The sequence below is a fragment of the Pseudomonas sp. 3A(2025) genome, assembly GCF_054589175.1.
The window spans coordinates 59,386-72,597 of the sequence record NZ_BAAILM010000017.1 but is presented as its reverse complement, the minus strand read 5'-3'; the positions used below and the strand labels follow the sequence as shown (position 1 = coordinate 72,597).

Sequence of the window (13,212 nt, the reverse complement as noted above, 5' to 3'; positions counted from 1 at the left end):
CTCGCTCATGGGTGCTCCTTGGCAAAAATGAAAACGCGCCACAGGCAAGGCCTGTGGCGCGTCGAGTCAAACAATGACACTCAGAGGTTCAGCAGCACTTCGGACCACTCTTGCCGCCGTAACGGGCTTCTTGGCGTTCTCGAAAGAACGCTTCGTAGCTCATCATCGGCTTGTCCGGGTGGTTGGTCTGCATGTGCTCGACATAGTTGTCGTAGTCCGGCATGCCCACCATCAGGCGGGCAGCCTGGCCCAGGTATTTGCCGAGACGGCCAAGGTCATTGAACACGGGCGGATCCTCTGTTGGTGGCCATCAGACGTGCGAACCCGGCGGCATCGCCTGGTAAGGCGCTTCCTTATCGGTACGCTCGGTTTTGGTCCAGGCGGCACGGCCGACTTTCAGCGCGTAGAACAGAATGCTGAAGACCACGAACAGGAACAGGATGGTCAGGCCGGCGTTGGTGTAAGCATTGAAGATCACGTGCTGCATCTGGTCAACGTTCTTGGCCGGGGCAAGGATCTGGCCGGCATCGGCTGCGGTGCTGTATTTCTTGGCCAGGGCCAGGAAACCGACGGCAGGATTTGGATCGAACAGCTTGATCAGGCCTGCGGTCACGGTGCAGATCAGCAGCCAGGAAGCCGGCAGGATGGTGACCCAGACATAGCGCTGACGCTTCATCTTGATCAGCACGACGCTGGCGAGCATCAGGGCGATACCGGCGAGCATCTGGTTGGAGATGCCGAACAGCGGCCACAGGGTGTTGATGCCGCCCAGCGGGTCGATGACGCCCTGGTACAGCAGGTAACCCCACAGCGCCACGCAACCACCGGTGCCGATGATGTTGGCGGTCCACGACTCGGTGCGCTTCAGGGCCGGCACGAAGCTGCCCAGCAAGTCCTGCAGCATGAATCGACCGGCACGGGTACCGGCGTCGACCGCGGTCAGAATGAACAGTGCTTCGAACAGAATTGCGAAGTGGTACCAGAACGCCATGGTGTTTTCACCCGGCAAGGCCTGGTGCAGGATCTGCGCGATACCGACCGCCAGGGTCGGTGCACCACCGGCACGGGCCAGAATGGTGTTCTCGCCGATGTCCTTGGCCACGGCGGTCAGTTGCTCCGGCGTGATCAAGAAGCCCCATTCGCTGACCTTGGCGGCCACCGACACCACATCGCTACCCACTACGGCAGCCGGGCTGTTCATGGCGAAGTACACGCCTGGCTCGATGACCGAAGCGGCGACCATGGCCATGATGGCCACGAACGACTCCATCAGCATGCCGCCGTAACCGATGTAACGGGCGTTGACTTCGTTGTCGAGCAGCTTGGGCGTGGTGCCCGAGGAGATCAGGGCGTGGAAGCCCGACACCGCGCCACAGGCAATGGTGATGAACAGGAACGGGAACAGCGTGCCTTTCCAGACCGGACCAGTACCGTCGGTGAACTGGGTCAGGGCCGGCATTTTCAGCTCTGGCGCCAGGATCAGGATACCGATGGCCAGGGCCAGGATGGTGCCGATCTTGAGGAAGGTCGACAGGTAGTCACGCGGCGCCAGCAGCAGCCAGACCGGCAGCATGGCCGCGACGAAGCCGTAGCCGACCAGCATCCAGGTGATCTGCATACCCGTGAAGGTGAAGCGCGGACCCCAGACCGGGTCGGCCGCGACGGCGCCGCCGATCCAGATCGAAGCCAGCAGCAGCACGACGCCGATGATGGAGATTTCGCCAATGCGTCCCGGGCGGATGTAGCGCATGTAAATGCCCATGAACATCGCGGTCGGGATGGTCGCCATGACCGTGAACATGCCCCACGGGCTCTCGGCCAGGGCCTTGACCACGATCAGCGCCAGCACCGCGAGGATGATGATCATGATCAGGAAGCAGCCGAACAAGGCGATGGTGCCGGGAATACGGCCCATTTCCTCACGGACCATGTCGCCCAGCGACCGGCCGTTACGGCGCGTGGAGAGGAACAGGATCATGAAGTCCTGCACGGCACCGGCCAGCACCACGCCGGCGATCAGCCAGAGCGTACCGGGCAGATAGCCCATTTGCGCCGCCAGTACCGGGCCGACCAGGGGGCCGGCGCCAGCGATGGCCGCAAAGTGGTGACCGAACAGGATGTGTTTGTTGGTAGGAACGTAGTCCAGGCCATCGTTGTTGACCACCGCCGGCGTGGCACGACGCGGGTCGAGCTGCATGACGTGGTTGGCGATGAACAGGCTGTAGTAACGATAGGCGACAAGGTAGATGGCGACCGCAGCCACCACGATCCACAAGGCGTTGATTGCTTCGCCGCGACGCAGCGCGACGACCCCCAGGGCACAAGCCCCAATGATGGCCAACAGTACCCAGGGTACATGGCGCATCAGACTGTTATTATTTTTCATTTTTTTATTCCAGCAGAAATGACTAGAAGTTCTGGGTCGTGCGGTGCTGTGGTCGCTTGTGACGGCCTGGCAGCATAACCCGACGATGCGAGTGTAGCCTTGTCAGAGCGAAAGGCCACCCCCAACGATGGTCTAGCAACAATTTATCCCGACCGCGCTGAAATACACGTCCCAGAGCCTGTGCGCAACAGGAACTGTTCGCCGGCCAGGTTCGGCGCTATCGTGGAGGCAGGTCTGCATATTCCTGCAAACCCGTTCGCTGGACGTACTTGTTGGCTGCCACCCGGAGTGCACGTCATGACCGATTCCCCTACAGACCGCCGGCGTTTCAAACGCATTGCCTTCGATGCCAGAACCGAACTGAGCCAGAATGGCCGTAACTGGTCTGTGCAACTGCTCGACCTGTCGCTCAAGGGCCTGTTGATCCAGCGCCCGGAACCCTGGGAAGGCGACCCGGCGCAAAATTTTCAGGTCGACATTCACCTGAGCGCCGACGCGCACGTCAGGATGGACGTCAGGCAGACCCATGACGACCTGCAGCACCTGGGTTTTGTCTGCCTGCACATCAGCCTGGAATCGATCGGCCATCTCAAGCGCTTCGTCGAGCTGAACCTGGCCGACCCGCAGGAACTGGACCGTGAGCTGGCCGCCCTGATCGAGCTTTAGGCGGCGTTATTCGAACAAGGCATCCAGCGCCTGCTCCAGACGGGTTACAGCAATCACCTGCAACCCTTCATAGGCGTCCTTGGGTGCATTGCCCTTGGGCACAATGGCGCGCTTGAAGCCATGCTTGGCGGCTTCTTTCAGACGTTCCTGACCACTGGGCACCGGGCGTACCTCACCCGACAGGCCGACTTCGCCGAACACCAGCAAGTCATGGGGTAACGGCCGGTTGCGCAGGCTCGACATCACCGCCGCCATCAAGGCGAGGTCGGATGCGGTTTCAAGCACCTTGACCCCGCCGACCACGTTGAGAAACACGTCCTGGTCGTGGGTCGGAATGCCGCCATGACGGTGCAGCACCGCCAGCAGCATGGCCAGCCGGTTCTGGTCCAGGCCCAGCGTCACCCGCCGCGGGTTGGACATATGGCTGTCGTCCACCAGTGCCTGCACTTCGACCAGCATCGGCCGCGTACCTTCCCAGGTGGCCATCACCACGCTGCCCGACACCTCCTCTTGCGCACGGCTGAGAAAGATTGCCGAGGGGTTGGAAACCTCTTTAAGGCCACGGTCGGTCATGCCGAACACGCCCAGTTCGTTGACCGCGCCAAAACGGTTCTTCACCGCCCGCAGCAGGCGCAACCGGCCATCGGCTTCACCCTCGAAATACAGCACGGTGTCGACCATGTGTTCCAGCACACGGGGGCCGGCCAGTGCGCCCTCTTTGGTGACGTGGCCGACCAGAAAGATTGCCGTGCCACTCTGCTTGGCATAGCGCACCAGCAAGGCGGCGCTCTCGCGCACCTGGGCCACGCCGCCCGGTGCCGACTGCAATTGCTCGGTAAAGATGGTCTGGATCGAGTCGATGACCATGACCTTGGGCTGTTCGCTGCGCGCGGTGGCAATGATCGACTCGATGCAGGTCTCGGTCATGACTCGCAGTTTGTCCTGCGGCAATCCCAGGCGCCGGGCGCGCATGGCCACTTGCTGCTGGGATTCTTCGCCGGTGACGTACAGCGCCGGCATGCTTTCGGCCAGATGGCAGAGGGTCTGCAGCAGAATCGTCGACTTTCCGATGCCCGGGTCGCCGCCGATCAGAATCACCGAGCCGTCGACCATGCCACCACCCAGCACCCGGTCCAGCTCAGTGGAGCGGGTCGAGAAACGCGGTATTTCTTCGACGCTGACCTCGGCCAGGGTCTTGATCTGCGCCTGCGACCCGGTCCACCCGGCGCGACCACTGGGCGCAGCGGCGGCGCCGCTTTCGAGCATGGTTTCGACCAGGGTGTTCCACGCGCCACACTCGCCGCATTGCCCTGCCCATTTGGGAAAGGTTGCACCGCATTCGGTGCAGCCGTACAAGCGCTTGGCCTTGGCCATAAAGAAATCCGCCCGCAAAAAACCGCGATGATAACGCAGGTTGTCGTTCACTCAGGCCATGCGTGGCGTGGCCTTATTACGAAACCGAATAAAACTTCCCTTTTCAGGGTCGGTCGATTGCACCTGTAAGGCGCAACTTGCCTGACGCTCTATTACACTGGAGCAAATTCACTCATCTGTTACAAGGAATGACCATGGGCATTATCAACGAATTCAAAGCGTTTGCCGTCAAAGGCAATGTGGTCGACATGGCCGTGGGTATCATCATCGGCGCCGCCTTCGGCAAGATCGTCTCGTCCTTTGTGGGTGATGTGATCATGCCGCCATTGGGTCTGTTGATCGGCGGTGTGGACTTCAGCGACCTGGCCATCACCTTGCGCGGCGCCGAAGGCACGGCACCGGCGGTGGTGCTGTCGTATGGCAAGTTCATCCAGACAGTCATCGACTTCATCATCGTCGCCTTTGCCATCTTCATGGGCGTCAAGGCCATCAACCGCCTCAAGCGCGAAGAAGCCAAGGCCCCGACGCTGCCGGCCGCACCGACCAAGCAGGAAGTGCTGCTGAGCGAAATCCGCGACCTGCTCAAAGAGCAGCACAAGCCGGCCGAACCGATCGTGGTCGATCCCAAGAAGCCGTTGTAAACGGCTTTACCAGTACGTTTCCACCGCCACCTGCCCTGGCCGACGGCTCAGGCTCAGTTGCAGGTCGCGCGCCTTGAGCAGTTTGCGCGTGTCGTCGACCATTTCCGGGTTGCCACACAGCATGATCCGCGAATGCTCGGGGCTCAGCTCAAGGCTGGCGGCCGCTTCGAGGTCGCCGTCTTCGATCAGCCGGGTAATCCGGTCGTTGAGAGCACCCGGATACGACTCACGGGTGACGACCGGCAGGTACAGGAACTTGTGCGCGTACTCGGCCAGGTACTCGCGCCGGGTCAGTTCTTCGATCAGCGGCTGGTACGCCAGCTCTTTGGCCTCACGCGCGCTGTACACCAGGATGATGCGCTCGAATTTCTCCCAGACCTCGAAGTCCTGAAGAAGTGACAAGAACGGCGCAACCCCCGTGCCGGTCGCCAGCAGCCACAGATCACGGCCATCGACAAAGCGATCCAGCGTCAGGTAGCCGAACGCCTGTTTCTCGACCAATAGCTCATCGCCTTCACGCAGACGGCTCAGTTCACTGGTGAACTCGCCATCCGGCACGACGATGGAGAAAAACTCGAGAAACTCGTCATAGGGCGAAGACACCATCGAATAGGCGCGCCACACAGTGCTGCCGTCGGCCTTGGTCACGCCCAGGCGGGCGAACTGCCCGGCACGGAAGCGAAAGCCGGGATCGCGGCTGGCACGCAGGGTGAACAGATTAGGGGTCAACGGGGTTACGCGTTGCAGCGTTTGCCGGGTGAATTTGTCTTCGCTGACGGTCATGGTGTGCTGGCAACTCCTGGACATGAATGGCAGGCCTGCAGTTTCCCGCAAAAGGCCGTCGATAAACACCGTCTGTTTGTATTGACATCGTTTGGCAGGCTGGCGATGGGATGGACTTAGACTATTTGGTTCTGGGTTACATGCTCCAAAGAAGGGGATGTCCGGTACAAAAACTCTCGCCCCATGCTGACCGACGTTTCAGGGCAGTCACCTTCCTTTGAATACAAGAAAGCCATCAAGCCACCCGTCTGGAGGGTTTTGTGTCGCCATTGGCGCCTGCTCTTTTTCCCTAGACTCACAGAACCCTCATCAGAAGGGTCTCGCCACAGAGGCATGGAGGCGACCATGGAGCCAGCCCGATTCGAGTCACTACAACCGCCACACAGCAGCGCCTTGACGAAGAGAGAAATCGAAATACTCAAGTGGTCCGCCAAAGGCAAGACAGCCAATGACATCGCAATTATCTTGCGTCTCAAGGAGCGAACCATTCATTTTCATATCGCCAGCGCCATCCAGAAAATGGGGGTCTGCAACAAGACCGCCGCCGCAGTACAAGCCGCACTGAGCGGCGTGTTCGGCACCCTTTGACCCCAGGAACACATTGGCAGGTACCAAAGGGCAAAAGCACGTAGAATCACGCACCTCAAGCCAGCCTGGCATTTGCCGGCCTCGCGTGATGCCCGTCGTTTGCCCAGAGTTTCCTGCCATGCCCCTGCTCACCAGCCCCTTTGCCGAACTTGATCTGATCCGTCAGCCGGAACAACCGAACGAGCCGCTACAGGCGTTCGACGCCGCCGACGAGTACTTGCTCGGCCATGTCGCCGAACAGGGCCTGAGCCTGCAGACCCGCGTGCTGGTGCTCAACGACAGTTTTGGTGGCCTGGCCGCCAGCCTTGCCGCGCATGCGACGGTGTTCAGCAGCGGTGACTCGTTTCTGGCCAGCAGTGCCCTGGCCATCAATCTGACGCGCAACGGCATGGCCACTGATGCCGTCACCTTCATTGCCGCCAGCGACCCTTTGAACGGGCCGTTCGACCGCGTGCTGATCCGCATTCCCAAGACCCTGGCGTTGCTTGAAGAGCAACTGATTCGCCTGCAAGGCCAACTGGCGCCAGGTGCCCAGGTCGTGGCGGCGGCGATGATCAAACACCTGCCGCGCTCGGCCGGTGAGTTGCTGGAAGAATATGTAGGCCCCGTACAAGCCTCGCTGGCGGTGAAAAAAGCCCGCCTGCTGTTTGCCACCCCCGCCCCCAAAGCCGTGCAGCCCTCGCCTTTTCCGACCCGCTACCGCCTGGAGCAACCGGCGCTCGAGCTGGTCAACCACGCCAATGTGTTTTGCCGCGACGGGCTGGACATTGGCACCCGGGCTTTTCTGCCCTGGCTGCCCAAAGGGCTGAACAAGGCCCGTGTTGCAGACCTGGGCTGCGGCAATGGCGTACTGGCGATTGCCAGCGCGCTGGACAACCCCGAGGCCGAATACACGCTGGTCGACGAGTCGTACATGGCCGTGCAGTCGGCAGCGCAAAACTGGCAGGCGGCACTGGGATCGCGGCCTGTAACCCTGCGCGCCGCAGACGGGCTGGCCAGCCAGCCGGCTGATTCGCTCGATGTCGTGCTGTGCAACCCGCCGTTCCATCAGCAGCAAGTAGTTGGCGACTTTCTGGCCTGGCGCATGTTCCTCCAGGCCCGTGCGGCGCTGGTGCAAGGTGGCGCCTTGTACATCGTCGGCAACCGTCATCTGGGCTATCACGCCAAACTGGCGCGGCTGTTCCGCGAAGTCGAACAGGTCGCCGCCACGCCAAAATTCGTGATTCTCAAAGCCCGCAAGTAATCGCAAGGCAAAAAAAACCCTCCTTCACAGCCCGTTCAGGAGGGTAAAAAAGCCGTGTCCACGAAACACGGGATGGGATGCTTGCGTCAGGAATTAATGGGTGGTCAGGCCTGCGGCACTCATGAACATCCGCATCAGGCTGGCGACGATAAACAGCGCCAGCACACTGCCAGCCCAGATACCGCCCAGCCAGGCCAGACGCTGCCACAGTGGCTTGTTCATGGCCGGGTCTTCTTCAGGGTATTTGCCAGTCATTGCCCACCTCCTCTAGTGATACCCGTCTTCGGCCGTCACCTTGCCGCGGAACACGTAGTAGCTCCAGAAGGTGTAACCCAGGATGAACGGGATGATGAATAAGGTGCCCACCAGCATGAAGCCCTGGCTTTGCGGCGGCGATGCAGCCTCCCAGATAGTGATCGAAGGCGGCACGATGTTCGGCCACAGGCTGATGCCCAGCCCGCTGTAGCCCAGAAAAATCAGCAACAGGGTCAGCAGGAACGGCGTGTAATGCGCGTTGCGGGCCACGGCCTTGAACAGCCCGAACATAGTGACCAGTACCAGAATCGGCACCGGCATGAACCACAGCAGATTGGGCATGCTGAACCAGCGCTCGGCGATGGCCGGATGGGCCAGCGGTGTCCACAGGCTGACAATGCCCATTACCACCAGTACGGCGATTGCCAAGGGCCGCGCCAGGTCATGCATGGCCTTCTGCAATGGCCCTTCAGTCTTCATGATCAGCCAGGTGCAGCCCAGCAGCGCGTACGCCACGATCAGCGCCAGCCCGCAGAACATCGGGAACGGTGCCAGCCAGTCCAGCGAGCCGCCGGCGTATTGCCGGTCGACCACCGGCAGGCCTTCGATAAAGGCACCCAGCGCCACGCCCTGGAAGAAGGTCGCGGTCAGCGAGCCGCCAATAAAGGCCTTGTCCCACCAATGCTGGCTGGCCTCGGACGACTTGAAGCGAAATTCGAACGCCACGCCGCGAAAGATCAGCCCCATCAGCATCAGGATCAGCGGCAGGTACAGCGCCGACAACACCACCGAATAGGCCAGCGGAAACGCGCCGAACAATCCCGCACCGCCCAGCACCAGCCAGGTTTCGTTACCGTCCCAGACCGGCGCGACGGTGTTCATCATCACGTCGCGGTCGTGGCTTTGCTTCATGAATGGAAACAGGATGCCGATGCCCAGATCGAAACCGTCCATGACCACATACATCATGATCCCGAAGATGATGATCACCGCCCAGATCAGTGAAAGATCGATGCCCATGCTCAGTTCCCCTTGCCCAGTCGGTCGAGGTTGTCGTCCTCTTGCGTGCCTTCATCGGCAGCAGACAGAGGACGGGCTGGCGTGCGGGGCTGGCCTGGGCCACCGCGCGGTGCATGTTCGACATGAGGCACAGGGCCCTTGCGCACCAGGCGCATCATGTAAACGAAGCCTGCGCCGAACAACAGGAAGTAGACGACCACGAACATCACCAGGGTGATGCTCATCTGCACCACGCTGTGATTGGAAACGCCATCGGCGGTGCGCATCAGGCCGTAGACCACCCAGGGCTGACGACCGATTTCAGTGGTGAACCAGCCGGCCAGAATCGCGATCAGGCCCGACGGTCCCATCAACAGGGCCAGACGCAGGAACGGCCGCGACTGGTAGATCTGTCCGCGCCGGCGCAGCCACAGGCTCCACAGCCCGGTGAGAATCATCAGCATGCCCAGCCCGACCATGATCCGGAATGACCAGAACACCACGGTCGAATTAGGCCGGTCTTCAGGCTTGAACTCCTTGAGCGCCGGCACCTGCTTGTCCAGGCTGTGTGTCAGGATCAGGCTGCCCAGGTACGGAATCTCAAGGGCATACTTCGTTCGTTCTTCTTTCATGTCCGGCCAGCCGAACAGGATCAGCGGCGTGGCCTCATCGCCAACGTTTTCCCAGTGACCTTCGATGGCGGCGATCTTGGCCGGCTGGTGCTTGAGGGTGTTCAACCCGTGGAAGTCGCCGACCACTGCCTGAATCGGCGCGACCAGCAGGGCCATCCACATCGCCATCGACAGCATCTTGCGCACCGCCGGCGTGTCGCGGCCGCGCAGCAAGTGCCAGGCCGCCGAGGAGCCGACGAAGAACGCCGTGGCCACAAAAGCGGCAATGGCCATGTGCGTCAGGCGATAAGGGAACGACGGGTTGAAGACCACGGCAAACCAGTCGGTGGGGATTACCCGGCCATCGATGATTTCAAAGCCTTGCGGGGTCTGCATCCAGCTGTTGGACGACAGGATCCAGAAGGTCGAGATCAATGTGCCGATAGCCACCATGACCGTGGCGAAAAAGTGCAGGCCCCGGCCGACGCGATTCCAGCCGAACAGCATCACGCCAAGAAAGCCGGCCTCGAGGAAAAACGCGGTCAATACTTCATAGGTCAGCAAAGGACCGGTGACCGCGCCGGCAAAATCGGAGAAACGGCTCCAGTTGGTACCGAACTGGTAAGCCATGACCAGCCCCGAGACCACACCCATACCGAAGTTGACGGCAAAGATCTTCAGCCAGTAGTGATACAGGTCGCGGTACACGTCGTTGCGGGTTTTCAGCCACAGACCTTCGAGCACCGCCAGATAGCTGGCCAGACCAATGGTGATCGCCGGGAACAGGATATGAAACGATATCGTGAACGCGAACTGGATCCGGGCAAGATCGAGCGATTCCAAACCGAACATAAGACTATTCCTCGGATGCTGCGCTGGCGGGCGTTTCAAGTGTCTGACGGTCGGCGCACGATTTCAGTTCGATCGATATGATGCAGGTCAACCGACGCTGAAAGATTAGACCTATTTGCCTGCCACGCCTGCGTGGTGCGTTGTCGCGTGACCGGTTGTCTCACCCCCTGCTACCGGCAAGTGCGGCCTCAACGGTACTTCCCCAGATAATGGCCCTGTGCTATTGAGTAGCTGACGTGAACAGTCTTCACGGTGCCGTTACACCTCATAAGAGCCACAGGACGTGCATGCCTCTAACCCATAGCCTTTCCGACCTCTTCGTGCAGTCCATCGAACAGGCCAGCAACAGCGTGGTGGTCAGCGATGCTGACAATTGTGTGGTGCTGTTCAATCGCGCCGCCGAACAGCTCTGGGGCCTGAGTCGCCATGACGTCATCGGCCAGGACGCCAGGCGGCTGATGCCGCTGCCGATTCATGCCTACCACAAGCAGCTTGAAGACTCCGATGGCGAACTGCCGAACATCCGCATCCAGCATCAGGACGGCAGCCAGCACTGGGGCAGCGCCTCGATTGCCCGGGTGGTCAGCGCCGACCAGGTGTTCTATTCGACCAGCATCAAGAACGTCACCCGCCAGCACGAAGAAAGCGAACGGCTGCGCCTGCTGTCGCTGGTGACCGACCACTCCGACAACGCCATCGTCATCACCGACGAACAATGGCGCATCGTCTACGTCAACGCAGGCTTCGAGCGCATGTTCGGCTACCGCCTCGATCAGGTCTGCGGCCAGCACCCCACCGCTTTGCTGGCGCCCCACGTGGCCGACATTGCCATTCAGGAAAGCCGTCAGACGCTTGCCCGGGGTCAATCGATCAAGACCGATTCGCTGGCCTATATCCAGAGCGGCGAGCGGCTGTGGTGCAGCGTGGTGGTCAACCCGGTGCTCGATAGCCAGGGAAACTTTATCAATGCGGTCGCCATCCTCGCCGACATCACCAGCACCAAGATGCATGAGGTGCTGCAGCACAGCATGCTCAACGCCATGGTTCGCGAAGACCCGCTGGAAGACCTGATGCTGCTGGCCTGCCGGGAAATCGAGCGCATTGCCCCGGAAGTCGTCACCTCGATGCTGTTGATCGATGAGGATGGCGTGATGCACCCACTGGCGACCGCCAGCCTGCCGGCCAGCTACTGCCAGGTCATGGAAGGCCTGAAGGTCGGCGAAGGCGTCGGCACCTGCGGCTCCGCTGCGTTTCGGCGCCAGCCGGTGATTTCCAGGGACATTGCCAACGACCCGTTGTGGGATGCCTATCGCGACGTCAGCCTGCCACACGACATCAAAAGCTGCTGGTCGACGCCAATCATGGGCGCCGACCAGCGCGTCATCGCCACCCTGGCCTTTTACTTCAAGGAAGTGCGCGGCCCCTCGACGTTCCATCAGCGCCTGGTCGACGTCATCGTGCCGCTGTGTGCCCTGGCGATCGAGCGCGAAAAAAGCCGCGCGCACATCAGCCAGCTGGCGTTCTACGACAGCCTGACCGAGTTGCCCAACCGTAGCTTGCTGCTGGCCAATGCCGAACAGGCTATTCATGCGGCGCTGCGCAACAAGACTCACCTGGCGGTGCTGTTCATCGATGTCGACCGCTTCAAACAGGTCAATGACTCGTTCGGCCACCCGGCCGGCGACGAGTTGCTGCAAGTCATTGCCCGTCGGCTGCTCGACAATCGCCTGCCCAAAGACATCGTCGGCCGTCTGTCGGGCGATGAGTTCGTGGTGGTGTTACCCGAGTGCGACACCGCTCATGTCACCGAGCTGGTCGAGCACATGAAGCTGACCATCGGTCAGCCGTGCCAGATCGGCGGCAGCCGGGTGTGCCCTTCGGTGAGCATCGGGGTCAGCATGTTTCCCGAAGATGGCCATGACATGGGCACTTTGATTCACCGCGCCGACATGGCCATGTACCAGGCCAAGCACGCCGGTCGCGGACGCTTCAGTTTCTTCTGCCATGAGCTGAACCAGTTGGCCCAGGAACGTCAGGCCATGGAAAGCGCTTTGCAACAGGCCTTGCAAGACAACGCTCTGGAGTTGCATTACCAACCGCAGATCAATATGGCCGACGGCAGTGTCTACGGCGTCGAAGCCTTGGCGCGCTGGTACCACCCGCATTGGGGCCAGGTGTCGCCGGTGCGCTTCATTCCACTGGCCGAAGAATGTGGACTGATCGTCGAACTGGGCGTCTGGGGCCTGCGCGAGGCCTGCCGGCAACTGGCCCAGTGGCGGCGTAATGGCGCTACCCTGCCGGCCATTTCGGTGAACCTGTCGCCGACCAACTTCCATGACCTGGAGTTGCCAAGCATGCTCACCGCCTTGCTGGAGGAACACCAGTTGAGCCCCGGCGACCTGACGCTGGAGCTGACTGAAAATATACTGATGGACACTAACCCCAGCACCCTCAAAGTGCTCAACGATGTGCACGCCCTGGGCATACGCCTGGCCATGGACGACTTTGGTACCGGCTATTCGAGCCTGAGCTATTTGCGCCGCCTGCCGATCCAGGAGCTCAAGCTGGACCGCAGCTTCGTCATGGACCTGGAAAACGACGCCACCAGCCGTACCCTGAGCGATGCGGTGATCCATATCGGCAACAGCCTGAACCTGACCGTGGTTGCCGAAGGTATCGAAACCGAAGGCCAGTACGAGATTCTCAAGCAACAGGGCTACCATGTCGCGCAGGGGTATCTGTTCGCCAAACCGATGAGCGCCACGGATCTGGAGCACTGGTTGCTGACACGCTGAACGGCATTCATCTCGTTGA

Annotated in this window: 12 protein-coding genes; 5 read left to right on the top strand and 7 right to left on the bottom strand. The window is 60.9% G+C overall.

Features of this window, described 5'->3' with window-relative positions; genetic code table 11:
- Window positions 1–88: 88 nt before the first annotated feature.
- On the bottom strand, window positions 89–286 hold the full coding sequence (locus tag ACYP2A_RS06190) for a YbdD/YjiX family protein (protein WP_459743704.1): 198 nt from the start codon (window positions 284–286) through the stop codon (window positions 89–91).
- Window positions 287–310: 24 nt separating this feature from the next.
- The gene (locus ACYP2A_RS06185) at window positions 311–2,386 is read right to left on the bottom strand and encodes a carbon starvation CstA family protein (RefSeq protein ID WP_459743702.1); all 2,076 of its coding nucleotides are present in this window, start codon (window positions 2,384–2,386) and stop codon (window positions 311–313) included.
- Between the two features lie 297 nt (window positions 2,387–2,683).
- Between ACYP2A_RS06185 and ACYP2A_RS06180 the strand changes: the two genes are divergently transcribed.
- Window positions 2,684–3,052 (top strand): PilZ domain-containing protein, encoded by a 369-nt coding sequence (locus ACYP2A_RS06180; protein WP_459743700.1) that lies wholly within the window; start codon window positions 2,684–2,686, stop codon window positions 3,050–3,052.
- Between the two features lie 6 nt (window positions 3,053–3,058).
- Here ACYP2A_RS06180 and radA read toward each other — a convergent pair whose 3' ends face one another.
- Entirely contained in the window at window positions 3,059–4,426 is a 1,368-nt protein-coding gene (gene radA, locus ACYP2A_RS06175; RefSeq protein ID WP_459743698.1) for a DNA repair protein RadA, read from the bottom strand.
- Between the two features lie 194 nt (window positions 4,427–4,620).
- On the opposite strand from radA, the gene mscL reads away from it, so the two are divergent.
- On the top strand, window positions 4,621–5,067 hold the full coding sequence (mscL, locus tag ACYP2A_RS06170) for a large-conductance mechanosensitive channel protein MscL (protein ID WP_459743697.1): 447 nt from the start codon (window positions 4,621–4,623) through the stop codon (window positions 5,065–5,067).
- 6 nt (window positions 5,068–5,073) lie between these two features.
- Here the strand turns inward: mscL and ACYP2A_RS06165 are convergent, their stop codons facing one another.
- On the bottom strand, window positions 5,074–5,850 hold the full coding sequence (locus ACYP2A_RS06165) for a ferredoxin--NADP reductase (protein ID WP_459743695.1): 777 nt from the start codon (window positions 5,848–5,850) through the stop codon (window positions 5,074–5,076).
- Between the two features lie 345 nt (window positions 5,851–6,195).
- Here ACYP2A_RS06165 and ACYP2A_RS06160 point away from each other — a divergent pair, with 345 nt between their 5' ends.
- On the top strand, window positions 6,196–6,438 hold the full coding sequence (locus ACYP2A_RS06160) for a LuxR family transcriptional regulator (protein ID WP_459743694.1): 243 nt from the start codon (window positions 6,196–6,198) through the stop codon (window positions 6,436–6,438).
- A 118-nt stretch (window positions 6,439–6,556) separates the two neighbouring features.
- On the top strand, window positions 6,557–7,681 hold the full coding sequence (locus ACYP2A_RS06155; RefSeq protein WP_459743693.1) for a methyltransferase: 1,125 nt from the start codon (window positions 6,557–6,559) through the stop codon (window positions 7,679–7,681).
- Between the two features lie 93 nt (window positions 7,682–7,774).
- Here the strand turns inward: ACYP2A_RS06155 and ACYP2A_RS06150 are convergent, their stop codons facing one another.
- Genes ACYP2A_RS06150 through ACYP2A_RS06140 form a run of 3 tightly spaced genes read right to left on the bottom strand, consistent with a single transcriptional unit; the run spans window position 7,775 to window position 10,398 of the window.
- A complete protein-coding gene (locus ACYP2A_RS06150; RefSeq protein ID WP_459743691.1) occupies window positions 7,775–7,936 on the bottom strand; it encodes a DUF2474 domain-containing protein in 162 nt (53 codons plus the stop codon).
- Window positions 7,937–7,948: 12 nt separating this feature from the next.
- Window positions 7,949–8,956 carry a cytochrome d ubiquinol oxidase subunit II gene (cydB, locus tag ACYP2A_RS06145; RefSeq protein ID WP_459743689.1) on the bottom strand — a complete coding sequence of 336 codons (1,008 nt, stop codon included), beginning with the start codon at window positions 8,954–8,956 and terminating at the stop codon, window positions 7,949–7,951.
- A gap of 2 nt (window positions 8,957–8,958) precedes the next feature.
- Entirely contained in the window at window positions 8,959–10,398 is a 1,440-nt protein-coding gene (locus tag ACYP2A_RS06140; protein ID WP_459743687.1) for a cytochrome ubiquinol oxidase subunit I, read from the bottom strand.
- A gap of 287 nt (window positions 10,399–10,685) precedes the next feature.
- Between ACYP2A_RS06140 and ACYP2A_RS06135 the strand changes: the two genes are divergently transcribed.
- Complete coding sequence (locus ACYP2A_RS06135) at window positions 10,686–13,193, top strand: EAL domain-containing protein (protein WP_459743685.1); 2,508 nt, start codon at window positions 10,686–10,688, stop codon at window positions 13,191–13,193.
- Window positions 13,194–13,212: the final 19 nt, after the last annotated feature.

Coding starts and splice junctions, on each gene's coding strand:
- ACYP2A_RS06160 (WP_459743694.1), top strand. CDS start 6,196: ATGGAGCCAGCCCGATTCGAGTCACTACAACCGCCACACAGCAGCGCC.
- ACYP2A_RS06155 (WP_459743693.1), top strand. CDS start 6,557: ATGCCCCTGCTCACCAGCCCCTTTGCCGAACTTGATCTGATCCGTCAG.
- radA (WP_459743698.1), bottom strand. CDS start 4,426: ATGGCCAAGGCCAAGCGCTTGTACGGCTGCACCGAATGCGGTGCAACC.
- cydB (WP_459743689.1), bottom strand. CDS start 8,956: ATGGGCATCGATCTTTCACTGATCTGGGCGGTGATCATCATCTTCGGG.
- ACYP2A_RS06135 (WP_459743685.1), top strand. CDS start 10,686: ATGCCTCTAACCCATAGCCTTTCCGACCTCTTCGTGCAGTCCATCGAA.
- ACYP2A_RS06185 (WP_459743702.1), bottom strand. CDS start 2,386: ATGAAAAATAATAACAGTCTGATGCGCCATGTACCCTGGGTACTGTTG.
- mscL (WP_459743697.1), top strand. CDS start 4,621: ATGGGCATTATCAACGAATTCAAAGCGTTTGCCGTCAAAGGCAATGTG.
- ACYP2A_RS06140 (WP_459743687.1), bottom strand. CDS start 10,398: ATGTTCGGTTTGGAATCGCTCGATCTTGCCCGGATCCAGTTCGCGTTC.
- ACYP2A_RS06180 (WP_459743700.1), top strand. CDS start 2,684: ATGACCGATTCCCCTACAGACCGCCGGCGTTTCAAACGCATTGCCTTC.
- ACYP2A_RS06165 (WP_459743695.1), bottom strand. CDS start 5,850: ATGACCGTCAGCGAAGACAAATTCACCCGGCAAACGCTGCAACGCGTA.
- ACYP2A_RS06150 (WP_459743691.1), bottom strand. CDS start 7,936: ATGACTGGCAAATACCCTGAAGAAGACCCGGCCATGAACAAGCCACTG.